General features: G+C 71.8%; 22 protein-coding genes. 12 read left to right on the forward strand and 10 right to left on the reverse strand.

The window, feature by feature from the left end:
* Positions 1–9: 9 nt before the first annotated feature.
* Both F9C12_RS01645 and F9C12_RS01650 read left to right on the forward strand, forming a co-directional pair.
* The gene (locus F9C12_RS01645; protein ID WP_409180196.1) at positions 10–996 is read left to right on the forward strand and encodes a zinc-binding dehydrogenase; all 987 of its coding nucleotides are present in this window, start codon (positions 10–12) and stop codon (positions 994–996) included.
* Between the two features lie 40 nt (positions 997–1,036).
* The gene (locus tag F9C12_RS01650) at positions 1,037–1,525 is read left to right on the forward strand and encodes a GNAT family N-acetyltransferase (protein WP_409464467.1); all 489 of its coding nucleotides are present in this window, start codon (positions 1,037–1,039) and stop codon (positions 1,523–1,525) included.
* Positions 1,526–1,552: 27 nt separating this feature from the next.
* Here F9C12_RS01650 and F9C12_RS01655 read toward each other — a convergent pair whose 3' ends face one another.
* The 3 genes from F9C12_RS01655 to F9C12_RS01665 all read right to left on the reverse strand — a co-directional run bounded on the left by F9C12_RS01655 (position 1,553) and on the right by F9C12_RS01665 (position 3,119).
* The gene (locus F9C12_RS01655) at positions 1,553–1,993 is read right to left on the reverse strand and encodes an SRPBCC family protein (protein ID WP_409180198.1); all 441 of its coding nucleotides are present in this window, start codon (positions 1,991–1,993) and stop codon (positions 1,553–1,555) included.
* 67 nt (positions 1,994–2,060) lie between these two features.
* The gene (locus tag F9C12_RS01660) at positions 2,061–2,573 is read right to left on the reverse strand and encodes a DUF4383 domain-containing protein (RefSeq protein WP_409464468.1); all 513 of its coding nucleotides are present in this window, start codon (positions 2,571–2,573) and stop codon (positions 2,061–2,063) included.
* Between the two features lie 63 nt (positions 2,574–2,636).
* Positions 2,637–3,119, reverse strand: coding sequence for a hypothetical protein (locus F9C12_RS01665; RefSeq protein WP_409180200.1), 483 nt, complete (start codon positions 3,117–3,119; stop codon positions 2,637–2,639).
* Positions 3,120–3,569: 450 nt separating this feature from the next.
* On the opposite strand from F9C12_RS01665, the gene F9C12_RS01670 reads away from it, so the two are divergent.
* Positions 3,570–5,699, forward strand: coding sequence for an ANTAR domain-containing protein (locus tag F9C12_RS01670; RefSeq protein WP_409464469.1), 2,130 nt, complete (start codon positions 3,570–3,572; stop codon positions 5,697–5,699).
* Positions 5,700–5,736: 37 nt separating this feature from the next.
* On the opposite strand, the gene F9C12_RS01675 is transcribed toward F9C12_RS01670, so the two are convergent.
* Together F9C12_RS01675 and F9C12_RS01680 are read right to left on the reverse strand one after the other, a co-directional pair.
* Complete coding sequence (locus tag F9C12_RS01675) at positions 5,737–6,558, reverse strand: ANTAR domain-containing protein (RefSeq protein ID WP_409180202.1); 822 nt, start codon at positions 6,556–6,558, stop codon at positions 5,737–5,739.
* Between the two features lie 190 nt (positions 6,559–6,748).
* Positions 6,749–6,925, reverse strand: a complete 177-nt coding sequence (locus F9C12_RS01680; protein WP_409180203.1) for a CsbD family protein — start codon at positions 6,923–6,925, stop codon at positions 6,749–6,751.
* 400 nt (positions 6,926–7,325) lie between these two features.
* On the opposite strand from F9C12_RS01680, the gene F9C12_RS01685 reads away from it, so the two are divergent.
* The 3 genes from F9C12_RS01685 (at position 7,326) to F9C12_RS01695 (ending at position 10,113) form a co-directional block, all read left to right on the forward strand.
* Positions 7,326–7,802, forward strand: a complete 477-nt coding sequence (locus F9C12_RS01685; protein WP_409464470.1) for an ATP-binding protein — start codon at positions 7,326–7,328, stop codon at positions 7,800–7,802.
* Between the two features lie 345 nt (positions 7,803–8,147).
* Complete coding sequence (locus F9C12_RS01690) at positions 8,148–9,074, forward strand: anti-sigma factor RsbA family regulatory protein (RefSeq protein WP_409466950.1); 927 nt, start codon at positions 8,148–8,150, stop codon at positions 9,072–9,074.
* A 70-nt stretch (positions 9,075–9,144) separates the two neighbouring features.
* Entirely contained in the window at positions 9,145–10,113 is a 969-nt protein-coding gene (locus F9C12_RS01695; RefSeq protein ID WP_409464471.1) for an L-threonylcarbamoyladenylate synthase, read from the forward strand.
* 62 nt (positions 10,114–10,175) lie between these two features.
* Here the strand turns inward: F9C12_RS01695 and F9C12_RS01700 are convergent, their stop codons facing one another.
* The 4 genes from F9C12_RS01700 to F9C12_RS01715 are packed head-to-tail and all read right to left on the reverse strand — an operon-like array spanning position 10,176 to position 14,738.
* The gene (locus F9C12_RS01700) at positions 10,176–11,639 is read right to left on the reverse strand and encodes a glycoside hydrolase family 3 protein (RefSeq protein ID WP_409464472.1); all 1,464 of its coding nucleotides are present in this window, start codon (positions 11,637–11,639) and stop codon (positions 10,176–10,178) included.
* Positions 11,636–12,466: a carbohydrate ABC transporter permease gene (locus tag F9C12_RS01705; RefSeq protein WP_409180207.1), complete on the reverse strand. Its 831-nt coding sequence runs from the start codon at positions 12,464–12,466 to the stop codon at positions 11,636–11,638. Before F9C12_RS01705 ends, F9C12_RS01700 begins: the two co-directional genes overlap by 4 nt.
* Positions 12,463–13,449, reverse strand: a complete 987-nt coding sequence (locus tag F9C12_RS01710) for a carbohydrate ABC transporter permease (RefSeq protein WP_409464473.1) — start codon at positions 13,447–13,449, stop codon at positions 12,463–12,465. The genes F9C12_RS01705 and F9C12_RS01710 overlap by 4 nt, the downstream gene beginning before the upstream one ends.
* Positions 13,446–14,738: a sugar ABC transporter substrate-binding protein gene (locus F9C12_RS01715; RefSeq protein WP_409180209.1), complete on the reverse strand. Its 1,293-nt coding sequence runs from the start codon at positions 14,736–14,738 to the stop codon at positions 13,446–13,448. The genes F9C12_RS01710 and F9C12_RS01715 overlap by 4 nt, the downstream gene beginning before the upstream one ends.
* 651 nt (positions 14,739–15,389) lie before the next feature.
* Between F9C12_RS01715 and F9C12_RS01720 the strand changes: the two genes are divergently transcribed.
* From F9C12_RS01720 to F9C12_RS01735, 4 genes are all read left to right on the forward strand, one after another.
* The gene (locus tag F9C12_RS01720; protein WP_409464474.1) at positions 15,390–16,679 is read left to right on the forward strand and encodes a GH25 family lysozyme; all 1,290 of its coding nucleotides are present in this window, start codon (positions 15,390–15,392) and stop codon (positions 16,677–16,679) included.
* A 60-nt stretch (positions 16,680–16,739) separates the two neighbouring features.
* The gene (locus F9C12_RS01725; protein ID WP_409180211.1) at positions 16,740–17,105 is read left to right on the forward strand and encodes a YrdB family protein; all 366 of its coding nucleotides are present in this window, start codon (positions 16,740–16,742) and stop codon (positions 17,103–17,105) included.
* Positions 17,106–17,206: 101 nt separating this feature from the next.
* A complete protein-coding gene (locus F9C12_RS01730; RefSeq protein ID WP_409464475.1) occupies positions 17,207–18,796 on the forward strand; it encodes an acyl-CoA synthetase in 1,590 nt (529 codons plus the stop codon).
* Positions 18,797–18,832: 36 nt separating this feature from the next.
* Entirely contained in the window at positions 18,833–19,351 is a 519-nt protein-coding gene (locus F9C12_RS01735; protein WP_409180213.1) for a GNAT family N-acetyltransferase, read from the forward strand.
* Here F9C12_RS01735 and F9C12_RS01740 read toward each other — a convergent pair.
* On the reverse strand, positions 19,330–19,977 hold the full coding sequence (locus F9C12_RS01740) for a S1 family peptidase (RefSeq protein WP_409464476.1): 648 nt from the start codon (positions 19,975–19,977) through the stop codon (positions 19,330–19,332). The genes F9C12_RS01735 and F9C12_RS01740 overlap by 22 nt on opposite strands.
* Positions 19,978–20,299: 322 nt before the next feature.
* Between F9C12_RS01740 and F9C12_RS01745 the strand changes: the two genes are divergently transcribed.
* Positions 20,300–21,241 (forward strand): ABC transporter permease, encoded by a 942-nt coding sequence (locus F9C12_RS01745; protein WP_409464477.1) that lies wholly within the window; start codon positions 20,300–20,302, stop codon positions 21,239–21,241.
* Complete coding sequence (locus F9C12_RS01750; protein ID WP_409180216.1) at positions 21,238–22,239, forward strand: ABC transporter permease; 1,002 nt, start codon at positions 21,238–21,240, stop codon at positions 22,237–22,239. The genes F9C12_RS01745 and F9C12_RS01750 overlap by 4 nt, the downstream gene beginning before the upstream one ends.
* Positions 22,240–22,243 lie beyond the last annotated feature (4 nt).

Raw genomic sequence — 22,243 nt, forward strand, 5'->3', positions numbered from 1 at the left:
GATCGGGCCATGCGGGCGTTCGTGGTGACCGGACCGGGGGAGGCCGGTCCGGCCGAGGTGCCGGAGCCGGTGGCCGGGGTCGGCGAGGTCGTCGTCGACGTGGAGCGGGCCGGGGTGTGCGGCACCGACGTCGAGTTCTTCACCGGCGAAATGCAGTACCTCGCCGACGGGCACGCCCGCTACCCGATGCGGCTCGGCCACGAATGGTGCGGCCGGGTCTGCGAGGCCGGTCCCGGCGTGCATCCCGCGTGGGTCGGCCGCCGCGTCACCGGCGACACCATGCTCGGCTGCGGGGACTGCCGCCGCTGCCGGGCCGGGCACCAGCACGTCTGCGCGGACCGGCAGGAAGTCGGCATCCGCGGCGGCCGGGCCGGGGCGCTCGCGGAACGCCTCGCCGTGCCGGTGCGCTCCCTGCACGAACTGCCGGAAGGGCTGGACCCGGTCGCCGGCGCGCTGGCCGAACCGGGCGGCAACGCCTGCCGGGCGGCGCGGGCGGCCGCGGGCGAGCGGGTGCTGGTGCTCGGCCCGGGGACGATCGGACTGCTGACCGCGCTGTTCCTCCGGGCCGCGGGCAGCGAGGTGCATCTGGTGGGCGCGACGCCGTGGTCGGTGGATTTCGCGCGGGGCTTGGGTTTCCCGGCCGGGACGAGCGTTCCGGAGCTGCCGTTCGACGCGGTGGTCGACGCGACCGGCGATCCCGCGGCTCCCGCGCTCGCCGCCGAGGCGGTCGAACCGGCGGGCCGGATCGTCTGCATCGGACTGTCCGGGACCCCGAGCCTGCTGGACACGCGGATGTTGGCGTTGAAGGACGTCACGGCGATCGGCGTGCTGAGCGGATCGCCGGGATTGGCGCAGGCGATCGAGGCGTACGCGTCCGGCGAGGTCGACCCGCGCCCGCTGGTGGCCGCGACGGTCGGGCTGGACGAAGTCGCGGCGGTGTTGGGCGGGCAGCGGCCGCCGGGCGCGCCGAAGGTGCACGTCGATCCGCGCCGATAACCCGGTTGCCCGGCGGGCGCGGAAACGAGAGGCTCGGGGCATGAGCGCCGACCTGACTTTCCGCCAGCCGACCGAAGCCGACCACGCGCGCGTGCTGGCCGCGCTGGGCCCGTGGTGGGGCGGGCTGAAGGGCGAAGCCGGTGCGAAGGAGCGGGCGCTGCTGGTGCCGCGCCTGTACTTCCAGCACTTCACCACGACGAGCCGCTTGGCCGAACGTCCGGACGGGACGCTGGCGGCGTTCCTGATCGGCTTCGTTTCGCAGACCGACCCGGACACCGCCTACATCCACTTCGTCGGCGTCGACCCGGAACTGCACGGGCGGGGGATCGGCCGGACGTTGTACGAATGGTTCTTCGGCCAGGTGCGCGAACGGGGGGTGCGGAAGGTGAAGTGCATCACCAGCCCGCAGAACGCCGCCTCCCGCGCCTACCACGCCCGGATGGGGTTCGAGGTTTCCGACGTACTCCCGGACTACGACGGGCCGGGGCTGGACCGGGTCGCGTTCACGCGCAGGCTGGAATCAGCCTGACCGCGACCCGATCCGCCCGAGAGCAGGTCAGCGGGCCTCGATGACGGTCCGGAACTGCTCGGCGGCGCGCTCGACCTTCTTCTGCGGATCGGCCAGCAGCGACGCGACCGCCTCGCCGAGCTTGCCCGCCGGGGGCTGGTATTCGAGGGAGATCTCCACGCCGGTGCGCCCGTCGCCCTTGTCCTCGAACCGGACGACCCCGGAGTTGCGCACGTCCGGATCGGCGTCGTCCGCCGTGGTCCAGGCGATCTTGCGCGGCGGCGCGTCCTCGGCGATCCGGGCCTCCCATTCCACTGTGGACCCCGCCGGTCCGGCGACCTTCCACCGGGTGCGCGTCCCGTCGTGGTCGAGCGCTTCGACCGAGCGGACGTCGGAGAACAGTTCCGGGAGCCGGGTCAGCGGGCGCCACCAGTCGTAGCACGCCTGGGCGGGAGCGTTGACCTCGACATAATGCGCTGCAGCAGCCATGGTGCCTTTCCTCGGTGGTCCGATTGGGAATTCTCCGGCTACCCGGGCCGCCGCGGCGGCAAACCGGTCACGGTTGTCCTTCGTCGTCGGCGGAGGCGTCTTCCGGGAGTTTTCCGGCGGGACTGCGCCGCGGGTACTGGCCGCGCGCGCGTTCGACGGCGGTGCCCGCGACGCCGAGGACGAGCAAGCCGGCTCCGAGACCGAGGTGCAGCCAGTCGTCGGCGTGGTCGAGGGGGACGAAGTTCGCGGCGCTGTGCTTGTCGATCGCCGCGCCGTAGATCCAGAGCAGGAGATAGGCGAGACCGCCGAGCATCAGGAACATGCGGGCGGCCGTGGGCGTGCGGGCGCCGGCGAACCCGGCGACGGCGAAGAGCAGGTGGAGGAGGTTGTGCAGCACCGAAACCCCGAACACGCCGAACAACGCGGCCGCGGAATGCGGACCGGCGAACCGGAGTTCGCCGTAGTGGGTCGTCACGCCCGGGATGAAGCCGAGCACGCCGACGACGAGAAAGGCCGCCGCCGCGAACAGAGCCGCGGTCTGGACCGGCCGCCGGGAAGCGGCGGCCTCGTGCTGGTTCATGGGTTTTCCTTTCCTCGGGGCCGATGGCTTCTGCGTGCCGGGGCTGCGCGAGTTCAGGTCGCGTCAGCCTCCGGCGAACGCCTCCTCGCCAGCCCGCACCCGTGCCGGTTCCAACAGGTCGCGTTGCCGGTCCGCGCGGACGAGGAGCGCGTCGAAGTCGACGTCGGCCAGCCGGTTTCCGAGGTGTGCCGCGTCGCGGAGCGTGGTCCAGAGGATCTTCTTGCCTTCGATGCCCATGGCCAGCGCCTCAAGTTCCCAGAACCGGCTCAGCGGCGAGTACGACGTGAGCCTGCCGTTGGGCTTGAGCCGCCCCAGCCGTTCGGCCGCGAGGGCGATCCCGGCCTTGACGGGGTTCGCGCGCACCGGCACCGCCTGCATGATTCCGCGGAAAGTCCGGACGTCCTCCGCGATCGCCGAGGCCACCTCCCGCAGCGGCACCTCGAACTCGGTGCCCCGGTTGCCGCGGGCGGCCCGGCGCGCCAGTTCGCGCCACGCCAGGCCCATGGCCAGCTGGTCGTTGAGGTAGATCCCGAGCAAGGTGTCCATGGGGGCGGAGATACCCGGCACGGCCGCGGGTAACCGGCGGCTTCCCGGCTTTCCGCCGGGGCGGACAGCGGCTCGAGGTACTCGCGCGGCCGGCCGGTCCACAGTGGACGATCGGCCGCGGTGCGGTGCGCCGTGCTGGCGGCGGCGATCCCGCCGGCCGGCGGAATCGCGGGGGAGGCGGCGGAAGAGCTGAAGCCCGCGGCGGGCGATGCCCGAGGCCCTGCGCTGGCGGAAGGCGGTGCCGGTAAGCTTTTTCCTCGGTGCGTTAAGCAGGCAGCGTCCACAACCCGCTGGCTGTGGCGCGCCCGGCGCCCGGTCCAGCCCGCTCCGAGGAGTGCGTGTGGCGACCGCCGAGTGCCGAACATCCCGCTTGCCGCAGCGACCGGCGCGCCAGTCCGTTCCGGGTGCCGCCCGGCGTCCGGCCGCACGGACGGCGGGCGCGCCGCGGCCGTGACGGACCTGAAGATCACCCCTCGGCACATCGGGAACGCCGTGGTGCTGACCTTGCCGGACCAGTTCGAGACGACCGGCCCGGCCGAGATCCTCGACGCCCTGCGCAGCGCGGCCGGCGGCCTCGCGCCCGGAACGCGCGCGGTGGTCGATCTGCGCGGCGTCGGCCGGGTTTCCGCCGGGCTGGCCCGGGCGGTGCTCTCGTTCGCCCGCGAGCGCGACTGCGTGCTGGTGGCGGACCCGCAGCGGACCCCCGAGTCCGTTTTGGACAGTGCCGGTCCGGCCGTCCGGCGGGCCGCCTCGCTGGCCGAAGCGCTCGCCGACGACGGGCCTCAGCCGTTCGCCGCGACCGTCCCGGTGCGCTCGCTGGCCTTCGACAGCGACGATCTCGGCCGGACCGAAGCGTTCTTGAACAGCGCGTACGCACCGATGCGCATCGGCAGCGACACCGGCCGGGCGGGCACGCACATCAGCCGGCTCGCCGTGGACGGGCTGAGCGCCGACCAGTTCGACCTGTCCTTCGAGATGCGCTACGACGTCGAGGCGCTGGGCATGCTCTGCCTGTGCGACATCGCGACCGGCACGATCGAGGACCACCGCGTGGACGGCTGGCCGGAAGCGGAAACGTTCGGCCCGGGGGACCTGGTGTCCTTCTCGCCCTCGGACCGCCCCTTCACCGGCCGGATCGCGCGCGCCAAGTACAGCGTCACCATGGTCGATCCGGCGCTGCTGAGCCAGGCGGCGGGCGCGGAACAGCCGGTGCGGCTGCTCGGCCACCGGCCGGTCGACACCAGCTCCGCGCAGCACCTGCGGTCCGCGATCGCGCACCTGCGCGACGACGTACTCGGCGTGCCGGGGGTCGGGGAGAATCCGCTGGCCGTGGCGACGGTGTCGCAGTACCTCGCCGCGGCGGTGCTGAACGCGTTCCCGAACACCGCGTCCGGCGAGCGGGCCGGAGACGGGCTCGACACCCATTCGCGGACGCTCCGCCGCGCGATCGCGTTCATCGAAGCCAACCTCGACCGGCCCCTCGACATCGCGGAAATCGCCGCCGCGGCCCGGGTCTCGGCCCGGGCGGTCCAGCTGGCCTTCCGCCGGCACCTGGGCACCACCCCGATGGCCTACCTGCGCCGGGCCCGCCTCGACCGCGCCCGGGCGGAACTGCGCGCCGCCGTGCCGGAGCAGGACACCGTCGCGCGGATCGCCGCTCGATGGGGCTACGCGCCGAGCGTGTTCGCCGCGCACTACCGCGCCGCCTACGGGGAGGCCCCGTCGGCGACGCTGCGGCACGAGACCGGCCCGGGAAATCGCCTTCCGGTCCGCCGAAGCCCGGTCCGGCTGCCGGGCGAGACGAAAAACGAATGCGCTGCGAGGAAAACGAACCCGCCAGCTGCCGAGCCGGGCCGGGCCGCCGGGGAGTCCGCGGGCCGGTTCGGCTCGCTGACCAGGTCGCTGCTCTCCGCGACCTCGATCGCCGACGCGCTGCGCCAGGTCGTCCGCGCGGCCGAGCCGCTGGTCGCCGGAGCGGACCTGGTCAGCGTGACCGTGCGGGAGCCCGGCGGCCGGTTCTCCACCCCGGCGCGGAGCGAGGAGGCCGCCGCCCGGCTCGACCAGGTCCAGTACCGCGCCGGAGAAGGTCCCTGCGTGGAAGCGGTTCGCGCGGACGGACCGGGCTTCGTCGCCAGCGCGGACCTGACCGCCGAGACCCGGTGGCCGCGGTTCACCGCCGCGGCGAGCGCACTCGGCTGCCGCGCGGTGCTCTCCGCCGGACTCGCCGCCGCACCCGGTCCGGACCAGTTGGCGGGCTCCTTGAACATCTACTCCCGCCGCCCCGACGGCCTGACCGGGATCGACCGCGGCGCCGTGTTGCTGCTGGCCACGCACGCGTCGCTGGCGCTCGCGAACACGCACCAGAGAAAGCTGGCCGAGGTCCGCCGCGCCCAGTTCGCGCGCGCCGTCGACACCCGCGACGTCATCGGCCAGGCGAAAGGCATCCTGATGAACCGGCAGGGCCTCACCGCCGACGAGGCGTTCGACCTGCTGCGCCGGACTTCTCAGGAGCTGAACGTGAAACTGGTCGACCTGGCCCGCACCCTCGCCGGACGGCACGGCGAACTCGACCAGGGGTGACCGGGACGTCCGGCTGCCCGCGCTTCCCGGGGGCCGGTCAGACGTCGAGTTCCTGGTGCCGTTCGGCCAGCGTGTGCGCGAGGTCGACGAGCTTGACGTTGAGGTCCTGGGACGTGCGGCGCAGGATGTCGAACGCCTCGTCCGCGGAGATCCCGCGGCGGTTCATCAGGATTCCCTTGGCCTGGCCGATGACGTCCCGGGTGTCGACGGCGCGCTGGAGGTGGGCCTCCTTGAGCGCGGCCGCGGTGTGCGCGGCCGTTCCGGAGAGCGCGAGCGACGCGTGGGAGGCCAGCACGAGGGCGTTGTCGACAGCGGCGTCGTCGAAGACCCCGGCGCGGCGGCTGTAGAGGTTGATCGCGCCTGGCGGCAGGTCGGACTTGCGGTCCGGCAGCAGGGTCGCGGCCAGCAGGGAACCGAACCCGAGCTGTCCGGCGCGCCTGCCGAATTCCGGGAACGCGTCCGAGACCGGGAGATTGTTGGCCAGCGCGTGGCCGGGCCGTTCGTGCCGGGCGGCCTCCACACAGGGGCCCTCCCCGGTTTCGTACTGGATCCGGTCGAGTTCCTCGGCGGTCGCGCTCGTGCAGACCGGGGTGTGGAACCCGCCGTCGGGCGACCGCAGCGTGATGCTGGCCAGATCCGCCTCGGGGACGATCCGCAGCGCGGCGGACAGGACGCGTTCCATCGCTTCGTGCAGGGAATCCGCGTCGAGCAGGATCGCCGCGAGCGCGCCGAACTGCCGGGCCAGCGGCCCCTCGAGAGCCACGCCGCACCGGGACCAGCCGTCGCCGGCCGGGTCCGCGCCGAACGCGATCCGGTCGGCCTCCCAGTCTTCGGCGTTCCGCGTGCCGACGTCAGTCACCTGAGCCTCCTCGTCCCTGCCCAGTCGACTGGCAGCACCGGCCCACTCTACCGGCCCGCCGAACCGGACCAGCGGGCTGACGGACGCAGTGCCCGCCGCCGGCGGAGATTCGGCTCTCCCGAGAGGCGCCACGGCGCGACACAGGCCTGCGGCCGGAACCGAAGTCCCGGCCGCAGGCCTGCCTTACGGGTTAGTCTTTAACGCTCTTGGCGGCGTCCTTGACTTTTTCTCCCGCCTGCTTGAGCGCGCCCTTGGCCTGTTCGGTTTTCCCTTCGGCCTGCCACTGCTCGTTCCCGGTGGCGTTGCCGAGCGCCTCCTTGGCCTTGCCCTTGAGTTCCTCGGCCTTGTTTTCAGTGGTGTCGCTCACGTCGATGACCTCTTCTCGTGCAAGGTGTTCCTCGAACCCCGCGCGGGGAAGCAGCGCTGCTCAGCGCACCCCGAATTCCCGCGCCGGGATCGGTTCAAACCGCGGGCCGCGAGCGAAGAATGCCGAAGTGCGGCCCGGAAAATGCCGGGACGGGCCCGCTGTCCGGGGTGATCCGCGATTCTGGTTTGCCGTTTCGGGCAGCGGGTACTCGCTGTCTTCGACAGGAGGAAGAACCGGCACTCGCGAGAGGCGGGATGCCGCGGCCGTTGACTGGGGCGGGCGGCGACCGGAGTTGCCGCCGGACGCGGGGGTGTCCGAGCGCCGCGAGCACGTGGGGAGTGTCCGCGTCGAACCGCGCGGTTCCGGGCGGGCACAATGCAGGCCGAGGAGGAGGTCAAGCGTGAGTGTGGAGGAGTTTCAGCACAGTCGCTTGCCCGCGGGAGCGGAACCGCCGGAGGACGCGGGCGCCGCCGCCCGGCTGCAGTTGGCCCTGGAACAGGATTTCACGACGTTGCGGGTGATCCGGGGCGAGGCCGAGGCGTTCGTGCGCCGGCACCGCCCGAGCACGGACCCGGACACGCTGGCCGACGTGCGCTTGGTGCTGGACGAGATCGCCTGCAACGCGATGCGGCACGCCCGCCCGCCGTGCGAGCTGACCCTGTCGCTGCGCGGAGACCGGATCCTGATCGAGGTTTCCGATTCCCTCCCGGACTTCGCCCGCGGCCGCGAAGGGTACGCCGGCGGGGGACGCGGGCTGGCCCTGATCGACGCGATCGCCGAGAGCTGGGGCCAGACGCCCCGGCCCGGCGGGAAGACCGTCTGGGCCGAGCTGGACCTCTCCCCGGAGGATCCGTCCGGCCCGCGTGCTCCCGGATGACGACGGCGCGCCGGAGCGCCTCGGTGCCGGGCACGTCCCGGTATTCGCCCGCCGACCTCGCGCCTCGCGCCGGGGAATTCCCGAGTTCCCGCCGGAGAACTCTCCGGTCCCTGGTCTCGGCCTCCTGGGGCGCGTCGCGGATCGGCCGGGAGCTGTTGACAAACTGCGGTACGTTGTCGACCCGACACCGCAGGCGCCCGGCCCGGGCGCTGGCGATGCGTGGTTCTCCGGAACCTGGGTAGCCTTGGCTGGCAAGGCGAACCGAGCCGTCCCGACGGACGGCAGAGGCGAGGTAGTGATCGTGATGCCCGCGGAGAAGCCGTGGTTTCCGGCGGGGCGTCGGTGATGGGCGCGGATCAGGCGTTCCTGCATCCGGCGCTGTTCTATCGAAGCGAGGACGAGTTCTCCTCCGGCGTGGGCCAGTTCGTCCAGGAGGGGCTGGCCGCGGGCGAGCCGGTCGCGGTCGCCGCGCCGCCGGAGCACGTGAGCCTGGTCCGGGCGGCGCTCGGCGCCGACGCTTCCCGGGTGCTGCTGGTCGACATGACCGAGGCCGGCCGCAATCCGGGGCGGATCATTCCGGGCGTGCTGCGCGCGTTCGCCGACGGGCACCCGGACCGGCACGTGCGGATCGTCGGGGAGCCGATCTGGGCCGGCCGCTCGGCGGCGGAATACCCGGCGTGCGCGCAGCACGAGGCGTTGATCAACCACGCGTTCGAGGGCCGGTGGGTCACCATCCTGTGCCCGTACGACGCCGAAGCGCTCGGAGCGAGGGAACTCGCCGACGCGCACCGGACGCATCCCTGGCTGATCGACGGCACGGGGGAGTGGCGCGCGAGCGGGGACTACGCGCCGGACGCGGTGGTCGCCGACTACAACCGCGAGCTGCCGCCCCCGCCCGGCGCCCAGTCCTTCGCCGTCGCCGAGCCCGACCTGGTCGAACTCCGCCTGCGGACCGCCGAGATCGCGCGGCGGCACGGCCTGGCCGAGGAACGCGTCGAGGACGCGGTGATGGCGGTGTCGGAGCTGGCGGTCAACAGCGTGGAGCACGGCAGCGGCACCGCGCTGGTGCGGCTCGGGTTCGCCGACGGCGAGCTGGTGTGCCAGGTCCGCGACGAGACCTGGCTGGCCGATCCGATGGCCGGACGCGTCCCGGCCTCCCCGGACCAGGTCCGCGGCCGGGGACTGCTGCTGGTGAACCATCTCGCGGACCTGGTGCGGATGCATTCGGACCCGTCCGGGTCGACCGTCGAAGCGCGGTTCGCCGCCGGGTGAAGGGCGCCGGCGCGCGAGTCTTAGGCTGACGGGGCAAGAGGAACGACCCGTCGGGCAGGAGAGTGCGAGCGTGACCGCGGCAGCTGGCGACATCGAGAAGGCGGCCGAGGTGCTGCGCGGCGGGGGCTTGGTGGCCTTCCCGACCGAGACCGTCTACGGCCTGGGCGCCGACGCCTCGGACCCGGCCGCGGTTTCTCGCGTTTTCCAGGCGAAGGGCCGTCCGCCCACGCATCCGCTGATCGTGCACGTCGCCGGAGCCGAATTCCTGGACGGCTGGGTCGAGAAGCTGCCCGAGCCGGCGCGGCTGCTGGCCGAGCGGTTCTGGCCGGGCCCGCTCACGCTCGTGCTGCGCCGCGGCCCGCGGGTGTCGTCGGCGGCGACCGGCGGGCTGGAGACGGTCGGAGTGCGCGTTCCGGACCATCCGGTGGCGCTGGCCCTGCTGTCGGCGTTCGGCGGCGGCGCGGCGGCCCCGTCGGCCAACCGGTTCGGCTCGGTCAGCCCGACCACGGCGGAGCACGTCCGCGCGGAACTGGGCGAGGCCGTCGATTTCGTGCTGGACGGCGGCCCCTGCCAGGTCGGCGTCGAGTCGACCATCGTCGACGCGACGGGCGACACGCTGAGCATCCTGCGGCCGGGCGGGGTGCCCCGGGAAGATCTCGAGGCGGTGCTCGGCAGTTCTCTCGAGGTGCCGGCCACGAGCCCGATCCGGGTCCCCGGCCAGCATCCTTCGCATTACGCGCCGCGCGCCCGGGTCGTTCTGGTCGAGCCCGGACAGGTGGCCGCGGAAGCGGAACGCGCGCGGGAACTCGGGCATCAGGTGGGGGTCTTCCTGCCGCCTTCTCAGCAGAGCGCGCCGGAAGCCCATGCCGTGGTGGAGGTTCCCGCCTCGCTGGCCGAGTACGCCCGCGGCCTGTACGGCTTCCTGCGCGAGCTGGACCGGAAGGGCTGCGACCTGATCGTCGCGTCCCTTCCGGAGGAGAAGGGTTTGGGCCTGGCGATCGCGAACCGCCTTCGCCGCGCGGCAGGTCCTCGCTCGTGAACCGTTTCGCCGGCCCGTGAGGGGAACCCAAGCAGCTTCCTTCCGGGTTCCCCTCCCGGGGGTCAGGAACGGGCCAGGTGCTCGGCCGCGGCCCGCAGGCTCACGTAGGAGCCGCTGAACGTGTCGATCCTCGGCCCGGCACCGGTTTCCGGTCCGGGGACCCCGGTCTCGACCCGGATGTAGTCCACAGTGGACAGCCCGGTCAGGAACTCCCGCACCGCCGGATGCCGGTGCGCTTCCCGGGTGACCACCACGACGCTCTCCGCGGACGAGGCCTCCGCCAGGACCGTCGAGACCTCGTCCGGGGAGACCGCCAGCGCCCGGGTGCCCGGGACCAGTTCCGCCAGATGCGCCCCGAGCCCCCAGGGCATCGGCCCGGCCGCGATTCCCGGCTCAGTCTGCACGTCTACGACCAGCGTCGGCCCCTTGAGCTGAGGCGTGCCGGTGATCCGCAGGGCGGCCCGCGCGGCGGAGAGGCCGAGCGAGTAGTCCACCGGCCGCACGCTCGCCGGAGCGGGCGAGACGCCCAGCGACGCGGTCCGAGCGGCGGCATCGGCCAGCCGCGCCAAGGGAAGCCGCCCCTCGGTCACCGCCGCGACGATCGCCGCGGCGGTCCGGTCCAGCGTCTCCGCGTCGAATGCCGCCCCGCCGAGGCACAGCGCGTCCGCACCGCCCAGCAGGGCCCGGACCGAAGCCTCGCCGAGACCGTCGTGCCGTCCGTAGGCCCCGGAGACAGCCCCCATCTCCAGCGCGTCGGTGATGACCGCGCCGGTGAACCCCAGTTCGCCGCGCAGCACGTCGACGAGCGCGGTCCGGTTGAACGTCGCCGGTTCCTCGCCCCATTCCCGCACCACGAGGTGCCCGGACATGACCGTCCGGACGCCCGCCTCGATCGCCGCGGCGAACGGGACCAGCTCGACCTCGCGGAGTTCGGCCGCGGTCCGCGGCAGCACCGGCAGCGAGAGGTGGGAATCCTCGGTCGCCGCGCCGTGCCCGGGGAAGTGCTTCGCACACGCGGCGACGCCGTACTTCTGCATGCCGGTGACGAACGCCGCGACGTGCGGCGAAGCCGCGACGGGGTCCGAGCCGAACGCCCGCACGCCGATGCCCGGATCCTCCGCGGCGAGCGTGAGATCCGCGCACGGCGCGAGATTGACCGTCACCCCGCACGCGGCCAGCCGCTCGCCGAGAGCGGCCGCGACGGACGCGGTCAGCTCCGGATCCCCGGCCGCCCCCAAGGCGAGCGGACCGGGCACGAACGAGCCCTTGCCGACGTCGAGGCGGGTGACGTCGCCGCCCTCCTCGTCGATCCCGACGACGACGCCGTCCCGCTCGGCCCGCAGCGCGGACGTGAGCGCGGCGACCTGCTCGTCGTCGACCACGTTGCGGCCGAACAGGATCACGCCGCCCAGCCCCTCGGCGAGGCGGCGGCGCACCCAGTCCGGCGCGGCGGTCCCGGCGAATCCGGGCAGCAGAACGGCTTCGGCGAGCCGGCGGGGGTCGTCGGACAGGTCAGCCACCGTCATCCCTTCACCGCGCCGGCGGTCATGCCGGACACGAGTTTCCGTTGCACGATCAGGAAGAAGATCACCGCGGGGATCGCATAGATCACCGACGCGGCCATGACGCCGCCCCAGTCGATCGAGAACGCAGTCTTGAACGACGACAGCCACACCGGCAGCGTCTGCTTCGACTGGTCCCGCATGAACACCAGGGCGAACAGGAACTCGTTCCACGCGGTGATGAAGCTGAACACCGACGTGGTCACCAGTCCCGGCCCGAGCAGCGGCAGCGTGACCCGGCGGAACGCGCCGACCCGGCTGCAGCCGTCGATCATCGCGGCCTCTTCGAGGTCGTACGGGATGCCGTTGACGAACCCGTAGAGCATCCACACGGTGAACGGCAGCGACGTCGCGAAGTACACCAGCAGCAGCGACGGCAGCGTGTTCAGCAGCCCGATGTCGCGCATCAGCAGGTACATCGGGATGAACAGCGCCGACAGCGGGGCCAGCTGCGCGACCAGGATCAGCAGCAGGAACCCCTTGCGGCCGCGGAAGCGGAAGCGCGCGAGCGGGATCGCCGCGAGCACGCCCACCACCAGCGCGGCCAGCACCGCGCCGAGCGTCACGATCAGGCTGTTGCTCAGGTACGTGACGAAGCCGGGTTTGGTCAGCGCCGACGCGAAGTTCGACAGCGTCGCCGAGGTCGGGATCAGGTCGTACTTCGGCGACAGCACGTCGCCCGGCGTCTTCAGCGACGTCGTGAACATCCAGTACGTCGGGAAGAGGAACAGCAGCGCCACGAGGAGGCCGGCGAGCGACACCAGCACCCGGGCGGGCAGGGACTTCCTCATGCGATCTCCCCGTCCTTGGTCCGGACCAGCAGCTGCACGTACCGGCCGGTGACCAGCAGGAGCAGCACCAGCATGATGGTGGCGATGGCCGCGGCCGAGCCGAAGTGGCTGCCCGCGATGCCCTTGAGGTACTGCAGGATCGCCAGCGTCGTGCTCGCGCCGTCCGGGCCCCCCTGGCGGACGGCCCACACCTGGGCGAACATGTTGAAGTCCCACAGCATCGACAGGAACGTCACCATCGTCAGGATCGGCCGGATCGCGGGCCAGCTGACCGCGCGGAACGTCTGCCACGGCCCGGCCCCGTCGATGCCCGCCGCCTCGTACTGCTCGCGCGGCACGCCGATCAGGCCCGCGTAGAGGGTGAACGCGACGAACGGCACCGCCTGCCACAGCACCAGCAGGCCGATCACCACGAGCGTGCTCGTGCCGGTGGAGAACCACGAATAGCCGATGAACGAATGGAATCCCAGCCGGTCCAGCGTCTTGTTGAGGATGCCGTACTGCTGGTCGAAGATCCACTGGAACACTGTGGTGGTGGCGATGACCGGCACCGCCCACGCGAGCACCAGCGAGATCTGCACGCAGATCCGCAGCACCGGGTGCAGGTGCCGCATCAGCACCGCGATCAGCAGCGCCACGAGGAGGGTCGCGGCGACGAGCGCGGCGGTGAAGAGGACCGTGCGGAGCGCGACTGCCCAGAACTCGGGGTCGGACAGCACGTCGGTGTAGTTCTTGAAGCCGATCCACACCATCTTGCCGGTCACCAGCTCGCGCAGGTCGAGCTGGCGGAGGCTGATGCCGAGCATCTGGACGGTGGGCCAGCCGAGCAGCACCAGCACGGCGGCGAGCGCGGGCAGGAGCAGCAGGTACGGCATGAGCCGTTCGCTGAACCAGCCGCCGCCCCGCTTCCGCGCCGCCCCGACGTGCGCCGATGCCGGCGGGGTCGCCCCCGCCGGCATCGGCTTGTCCTTCGTCGCGGTCATCCGCCGATGATCTTGTCGAGGGCCGTGTTCGCGTCGGCCGCGGCCTGGTCCAGGGTCTTCTTCCCGGTCAGGTAGGCGGTCAGCATGTCCTTCAGCGGGTTCTGGCCGGATTCGACCTCGCCCCACTTCGGGCTGGCCGGCATCGCGCGGCCGTTCTTCGACGCCTTCGCCATCACCGAGCCCAGCGGGTCCTTGTCGAGGGCGCTGAGATCGGTCGAGGTGCCCGGCACGTAGCCGCCGGCGGAGAGCTGCGTCATGTACTTGGTGCTGGTCAGCAGCTTCAGGTAGTCCTTGGCGAGGTCCTGGTGCTTGCTGTTGAGCGGGACGACCAGGTTCGAGCCGCCGAGGAACACCGGGGCGGTCTGGCCCGCGGTCTTGGACGGGATCGGGAACGCGCCGGTCTTGGCGGTGATGCCCGGGTCGGTCTTGGCCGCGGTCGCGACCTCGTTCGGGGTGCCGATGAACATGGCGACCTTGCCCGCGCCGTAGATGCCCGCCTGCTGCGGCGTGGCCTCGTCGTTGTCCTTGGGCGCGGTGGTGCCGGAGACGTCCACGAGCTTCTTGTAGAACTCGAGGCCCGCCTTGGCTTCCGGCGTGTTCAGCGAGGACTTGAAGGACTTGCCCTCGCCCTTGGCGATGTCGCCACCGTTGTCCCAGATGAACGACGACAGCGCGTACCAGTTCTGGCCCGGCATGTACAGCGGCTGGAACTGCGAATCGCTGCCGAACTTCGCCTTCAGCTTCGCGATGTCGTCGAGCCATTCGTCGTTCGAGGCGGGCGGCTTGGCGATGCCCGCCTGCTCGAACATGTCCTTGCGGTACAGCACGACCCGGTTCGCGGCGTAGAACGGCACGCCGACGGTTTTGCCGTCGTACTGGCCGGACGCCTTGAGCCCGGCGAGCCACTGCCCGCCGTTGAGCTTGTCGACGTCGGCGGAGAGGTCGGCCAGCACGCCCTGCGCGGCGAACGCCGGGGTCTGGGTGTTGCCGACCTCGATGACGTCCGGCGGCGTGTCGCTCGCCAGCGCGGTGGTCAGCTTCTGCTGGATGCCGTTCCACTGCTGGATCTGGTAGTCGACCTTGACGCCGGGGTGGGCGGCCTCGAATTCCTTGTTCAGGGCGGAGGTCAGGCTGTCCGGCGCGGAGCCGGTCATCAGCCAGACCGTCAGCTTGCCGTCCTGCGCGCCCCCAGCGCTCGAGGCGTTCTCACTCCCGCCGGAGCCGGCGCACCCGGCCGTGGCGAGCGTGATGGCGGCGGCTCCCGCCGCCAGCTTGAGCCAGCGCTTCACGTGTCTCGTCCTTTCGGTGCCCGGTCGTCGGCGACCGGGGCTGAATGACAAATGGTGTAGACCAATGTCCTGCAGGGTGGTCCGGACCACAGCCGGTGTCAAGCCGGTTGCCAAGATGTTGCGAAGACGGCTTCCGGGTTGACGCTGCGTGTCCGGGCAATTACCGGCATTGCGGCGAAAAGTGCTGGTGACGGCCGATTTCCGCAGTGCGGGCAAGGGTTTCCGGCGTGGAGAGGTTGTTCGTGAACGCCTCGCCGGGCCGGGCGTGTCGCGCGCCGCGGGCGCGTCCGCGGCGGTGCCCGGCGAACGACCTTCGGCCCTAGCGCGAAGACGGAACCGCACACTCGCGACCGCTCGGGTCCGGCTCGGTGCGCCAGTCCCGGCGAGCTGGTTACCCGCTGCGACGAGTGCCGGGCCCGACGCCGACAGTGACCCGGGGTGGGTGAGTTTCGTCCCGCCCCGCGGCGGCCGTACCCCCGGTGACCTCGGAAAACCTCTTGTGTACCACGCGTCGCATCACTCCCAGTGGTTTACAGGCGTCCCGCGTGTCACACACACTGGGGCTCGCCCAGGTGATCCGGTGCCGATCTTGGGGAAGAGACTCGGACGGCCGGAGCGCTCCCAGGGCGGGAAAAGAAGAGGGAGTAGAGGATGACGGGCTCCGGGCGGATAGCGGCTCGGGCGGGTGCGGTCGTCGCGGCGGCAGCGGTTGCTGCGGTCGGAGCGCTGGGGCTGCTGCACGCGCCCCAGGCGGTGGCTGCGCCTGCTCAAGTGCCGGGCATGGACGTGTCCGGGCATCAGGGCAATGTGGACTGGAAAGCGGCCTGGAACGCCGGCGCGCGCTTCGCGTACGTCAAGGCGACTGAGGGCACCGGGTACCGAAACCCGTATTTCGCGCAGCAGTACAACGGTTCGTACGACGTCGGGATGATCCGCGGCGCGTACCACTTCGCGCGCCCGGACGTGTCCGACGGCGCGACGCAGGCGGACTATTTCGTCGCGCACGGCGGCGGCTGGTCCGGGGACGGCCGCACGATGCCGCCGATGCTGGACATCGAGTACAACCCCTACGGCTCGACCTGCTTCGGCCTTTCGCAGTCGGCGATGGTGTCGTGGGTGCGGTCGTTCTCCGAGCGGGTGCACGCGAAAACCTCGCGCTGGCCGATGCTCTACACGACCACCGACTGGTGGAAGACCTGCACCGGCAACTCGGCGGCGTTCGGCGACACGCATCCGCTGTTCATCGCCCGGTACGCGCAGAGCCCGGGCCCGCTGCCGTCGGGCTGGCGCTACTACACGATCTGGCAGTACTCGGACTCCGGCAACAAGCCCGGCGACCAGGACTCGTTCAACGGCTCGATGGAGCAGCTGATCAAGCTCGCCGGGGGAGAAGCCCCGAAGAGCGAGGCCCCGGTTCCCCCGAAGCCGACCACGTCGACGAAGCCGCCCACGTCGGCCAAACCGACCACGAGCGCGCCGCCGGCCTCCTCGGCGACGAAGACTCCGGCCAAGACGCCGACGAGTTCGGCCACGACTTCGCCGACTACGTCCAGCAGCCCGACGTCGTCGGCGACGAAGCCGGCCACGTCCACCTCGTCGCCCGCGGCGAAGAAGGACATCAGCGGTCTCGTCTGGGCCGGCGGCAAGCAGGCGAACCCGCCGGGCTCGCTGTCGGACGCCAAGCACGCCGATTCGCTCACCGCCCGCGTGCACGAGGCGGCGAAGGTGACGCCGAAGGCCCCGGCGGTGCAGAAGGCGGCCCCGCAGAAGGTCACGACCAGCCAGCCGGCGCAGACCTCCGCGCCGGAAGCCAGCCAGCCGAAGCAGCAGGCGCTGGCGAAAACCGGCGTGAGCACCCCGCGGCTCGCGGTGTTCGGCGCGGCGCTGCTGGTGTTCGGGGCGATCCTGATGACGCTGTCCCGGATGGTCGCCCGCCGCTGACTCCGGCCGGGTCCGCGACTCCGCGCACGGAACGCGGGCCCGGCCGTTAGGCTTCCCGGCGTGACCACCACTCGACCCGAATTGCGCGGTTTCCCCGGCGCGGTGCTCGTCATCCGCTTCCTGACCGAACTGGCGCTGCTGGCCGGGCTCGCGGTCGCCGGCGCGCGGCTCGGCGGGAGCGTGTTCCTCGACGTCCTGTCCGCGGTGCTGTGGCCGGCGCTGGCGGGGGCGATCTGGTGGCTCGTGATCGCGCCGAAGGCGAAACGGCGCAGCCCGGAGCCGACCCGGTTCTTCCTGGAGGTCGGGCTGTTCGCGGTGGCCGCGCTGGGATTGATCGCGTCCGGGCTGCTGGTCGCGGGCATCGTGCTGGGCGTCGCCGGGATCGCCGTCGCGGTGGCCGTGCGGGTGTGGGCGAAGGACGGCTGAGCGGATTTCCCGGGCGGGGCACCAGTTCCGGCGGGTCCACTTGAGACAGCGGCTCCCCGGCAGTGCTTGCGCGCGCCGCGCCGGTGGATGAGACTCCCGCTATGCCGAGCCCGTTCAGCGCCGAAACGGCGGAAGCGATCCAGCACGCCCGCCAGCATTCCGTCGGCGATCTCCTGCGGCGCACCGCGGTGCGCGTCCCGGACAAGCTGGCGATCGTCTCCGGAGAGCGGCGGGCGACCTACCGCGAGTTCGACGCGGCGGTCAACCGCTGCGCGCACCGGCTCGCCGAGCGCGGCCTCGCCAAGGGCGACCGGCTCGCGCTGCTCAGCCGCAACTGCTGGGAGTACGCGGTGCTCGTGTTCGCCGCCGCCAAGCTGGGCGTGGTGCTGGTGCCGGTGAACTTCATGCTGGGCGCGGAGGAGGTCGCGTTCATCCTCGGCCACGCCGGAGTGTCCGGGCTGATCGCCGAGGACGCGCTGCTGGACACCGCGGCGGAGGCGCTGAAACGCTCCGGCCGCGCCGGCGTGCTGCGCGCGCGGATCGGCGGCAGCGGCGGGGAATGGGAGAGCGTCGCGGACTGGATCGACCAGCCCGGCGACGAAACCGCGCCCGCGGTGGCCGTCGCGGACGACGACCCGCTGCGGCTGATGTACACCTCCGGAACCGAATCGCGGCCGAAGGGCGTCCTGCTGTCGAGCCGCTCGCTGATCGCGCAGTACGTCTCGTGCGCGATCGACGGCAGCATGACCGGCGACGACATCGAGGTGCATTCGCTGCCGCTCTACCACTGCGCGCAGCTGGACTGTTTCCTGTCCGTGGACGTCTATCTCGGCGCGACGAGCGTGATCCTGCCCGGCCCAGACCCGGCGGCGCTGCTGGCCGCGGTGGAACGCGAACGCGCGACGAAGCTGTTCGCGCCGCCGACGGTGTGGATCTCGCTGCTGCGCCACCCGGCGTTCGACACCACCGACCTGTCCAGCCTGCGGAAGGGCTACTACGGCGCGTCGGCGATGCCGGTCGAAGTGCTGCGCGAACTCTCGCGCCGCTTGCCGGACGTGCAGCTGTGGAACTTCTACGGCCAGACCGAAATGGCCCCGCTCGCGACGATCCTGCGCCCGCACGAACAGCTCGCGAAGGCGGGTTCGGCGGGACGGGCGTCGATCAACGTCGAGACCCGGATCGTGGACGACGCGGGCCGCGAACTCCCGCCCGGCGAGGTCGGCGAGATCGTGCACCGCAGCCCGCACGCGACGCTCGGCTACTACGAGGACGAGGAGAAAACCGCCGCGGCCTTCGAAGGCGGCTGGTTCCACTCGGGCGACCTCGGCGTGCTCGACGAAGAGGGCTATCTCTCGGTGGTGGACCGGAAAAAGGACATGATCAAGACCGGCGGCGAGAACGTGGCGAGCCGCGAGGTCGAGGAAGCGCTGTACCTGCTGGACGGAATCGCCGAGGTCGCGGTCTTCGGAGTCGCGCACCCGCGCTGGATCGAAGCGGTCACCGCGGCGGTCGTCCCGCGTGAGGGCGCCACGCTCACCGAGGAGGAGGTTCTCGCGCACGCCCGGGAACACCTGGCGGGGTACAAGTGCCCGAAGTACGTGGTGTTCGTGGACGCGCTGCCGAAGAACCCGAGCGGGAAGATCGTCAAGCGGGCGCTGCGGGAGGAACACTCCGGACTGGCGCGAAAATGAGCTGTGCGCCGGACGCTCGGCGGGAAGACTGGGCCGATGATCCGTCTCGCCGAGCCGCCCCGTCTCGTCCTGCCCACGACTGAGGTGCGCACGTCGTACCTCGTCGGAGAACAGGCGGACTGCCTGCTCGAAGGCCGCCCGACCGACTGGCTGGACGAGGCGAGCGGCGACTTCGCCGGGTTCGTCGCCGCGCGGCGCGAGGTGCAGCCGCGCTGGGGAGTGCCTTCCACGCTCTTCTGGTACGTCTCCGGCGAGTACTACCTGGGCAGCCTGGTCGTCCGGCACCGGCTCACGGCCGAACTCGCCGAGTCCGGCGGCCACGTCGGGTACCACGTGGTGTCCCCGTGGCGCGGGCAGGGCCACGCCACGCGGATGCTGGCGGCCGGGCTCGCGGAGTGCCGCCGACTCGGGCTCGGCCGGGTGCTGCTGACCTGCGACGCGGAGAACGAGCGCTCGCGCCGGGCGATCCTGTCCAACGGCGGCGTGCCGGACGGCCGCAAGCGCGGCGAGGACCGGTTCTGGATCGAACTCGCTCAGGCGAGCGTCGCCCCGTAAGCCGCGAGCACCGGCGGCAGCGGCTGGAAGAAACTGACTTGGTCGTTCCCGCCGGAGAGCACGCCGTAGCCGACCCCGGCGTAGAACAGCGGACCGCCGCTGTCCCCGGCCCCGACCGGGATGTCCGTGGCGATCGTCCCCACCACCTGCTTGCCGTCCCCGAAGTTCACCGTCTGGCCGAGCCCGAGGACCTTCCCGCACGTTTTCTTCGTCGTCATCCCGCTCTTGCACACCAGCTGCCCCACCTGCGGGGTCCCGGCGCGGAGAATCCGCTGCGTGCTGCCGTCGTACAGGTCGACCCGGCTGTGTCCGGAACCGGAAGGATCCTCGACCCGCCCGTAGTCGGTCACCGGGAAGTGGCTGTCCACATTGCGCCCGATGTCTTTCCAGTCGAGGCCGTGCTCGGTGCAGTGCCCGGCGGTGAGGAGGTACCGGACGCCCTTGACGAGGATCGCGAACCCGGCGGAGCAGTAGTACGGCTCGCGGCCCGGGCCGGGGGAAACCGTGTACATCGCGTCGCCGCCGTTCACCGCCGCGCTGGCTGACGCGGCCGGGCTGACCAGCAAGGCGGTCGCAGCCGCGGAAAGCAGCACTCCGGCCCACTTGCGGCGCGAGCAACGAGACATCGGCGGGTCCTTCCGTCCACAGGAGACTGATCACGTGCGCCCAGTCCAGTGCCGGGCGGACGGCGGCACAAACCGAGTCAGCCGACTGTCCCGGGACTCCGTCCGAACGGGTGAGGACAACACTGGCCGGACAGCTGTCCGCACGGCACACTGAGCCGGGCTGTCGGACGGCCCGCGACCTGGGCAAACGGCACGGCTCCCGGAGGGAGGGGCGACGTCGGCGATGTCTCACGATCCGGGACGGGCGCCGCCATCGTGGTGAATTTCCTTCGGGTTCTTTACTGTCACGACGTCAAGTAACGCTGATCTGCATAGGGAACCGTTGTCCGACATCCTGTCGCCGGGCGGCGCCAGTGTCCCGGCGGCCGCTCCGGCCTCCCGGAACCTGTGGCGCGCGCTGCGGCACGACCGCTGGGCGCGAGCCAGCGCGGTCGTCATCGTGTTGGTGATCGTCACCGCTCTCGCGGCTCCGCTGCTCGCCCTGGTCGAGGGCCAGGATCCGTACACCTACCACACCGACCTGCTCAATCCGGCCGACGGCACCGGCGCGGGATTCCTCGGCGGCATCAGCGGCAGCCACTGGTTCGGCGTCGAACCGCTGACCGGACGCGACCTCTTCGCGGTCGTCGCGTACGGCGCGCGCACGTCGTTCCTGATCGGGCTCGCCGCGACCGCGGTGTCGATGCTGCTGGGCGTGCTGCTCGGGGCGAGCGCCGGGTACCTCGGCGGCTGGTGGGACACCGCGGTGAGCCGGGTGACCGACGTGCTGCTCGGGTTCCCGCAGCTGATCTTCATGATCGCGCTCGGCGCGGTCGCCCCGCAGTCGATCCCGCGGCCGCTGCTGCTGATCGCGGTGATCGGCCTGTTCGGCTGGCCGAGGGTGGCCCGCGTGGTCCGCGCGCAGACGCTGAGCCTGCGCAACCGCGACTTCGTCAAGGCGGCCCGGGCGCTCGGCGCGGGCGGCGGGCACGTGTTCCGCCGCGAGCTGCTGCCGAACCTGTGGGCACCGGTCATCGTGCTGGCGACGGTGAGCATCCCGGCCAACATCGGCCTGGAAGCCGCGCTGTCGTTCCTCGGCGTCGGCATCCCGCCGCCCACGCCGAGCTGGGGCCGTTCCATCAGCGACGCGATCAACTGGGTGCAGACCGATCCGATGTTCCTCATTTTCCCCGGCGCCGCGCTGTTCGTCGCGACGCTGGCGTTCAACATGCTCGGCGACGGGCTGCGCGACGCGCTCGACCCGAAAACGGCGGTGCGCCGGTGAACCGCACCCTGCGTTTCGTGGGCATCCGCCTGCTGGGCATGCTCGGCGTGCTGCTCGTGGTCAGCTTCGGCACCTTCGCGGTGTTCTACCTGCTGCCGACCGACCCGGCGTACATGTCCTGCGGCAAGCCGTGCACGCCGGAGAACCTGGCGCTGGCCCGGGAGTTCATGGGCTTCGACAAGCCGTGGATCCAGCAGTACTTCGACTTCCTCGGCGGCATCTTCGCCGGCCGCACGTTCGGCGCCGGCGTGACGGCGATCGTCTGCTCCGCGCCCTGCTTCGGCTATTCGTTCCAGCAGAGCGAACCGGTGCTGACCCTGATCGGCGACCGGCTGCCGATCACCGTTTCGCTGGCCGTCGGCGCGTCGGTGATCTGGCTGCTCGCCGGTGTCGCCACCGGCGTGTTCTCCGCGCTGCGCCGCGGGAAGTTCGCCGACCGGGCCGCGATGACGATCACGCTCGCCGGGGTGTCCGCGCCCGCGTATCTGGTGGGCCTGCTGGGAATTCTGCTGTTCGGCTTCACGCTCGACGTGGTGCCGGTGAGCGGCTATGTGACGTTCGCGCAAAGCCCGGTCGACTGGGCGTGGCACCTCGTGCTGCCGTGGCTGGTGCTGGCGTTCATCAACGCCGCGGTCTACGCGCGGCTCTCGCGCGGGCAGATGCTCGAGATCATGGGCGAGGACTTCATCCGCACCGCGCGGGCGGTCGGCCTGCCGGAGCGGACCGTCATCGGGAAATACGCGCTGCGCAACGTGTTGCTGCCGGTGGTGACGGTGTTCGCGGTCGACCTCGGCGCGCTGCTCGGCGGCGCGGTGATCACCGAGCGGGTCTTCGCGCTGCCCGGGCTCGGCGGGCTGCTCGTCGACGCGGTGCACCAGGTGGACCTGCCGGTGCTGATGGGCGTCAGCCTGTTCGCCGCCTTCTTCGTCGTCCTCGCGAACTTCGCGGTGGACGTGCTCTACGGGGTCCTGGACCCCCGCGCTCGGCTCGGTTCGTGAGAAA

Origin of the sequence: Amycolatopsis sp. GA6-003 (assembly GCF_046267895.1) — a bacterium.
In the GTDB taxonomy this organism is placed as follows: Bacteria; Actinomycetota; Actinomycetes; order Mycobacteriales; family Pseudonocardiaceae; genus Amycolatopsis.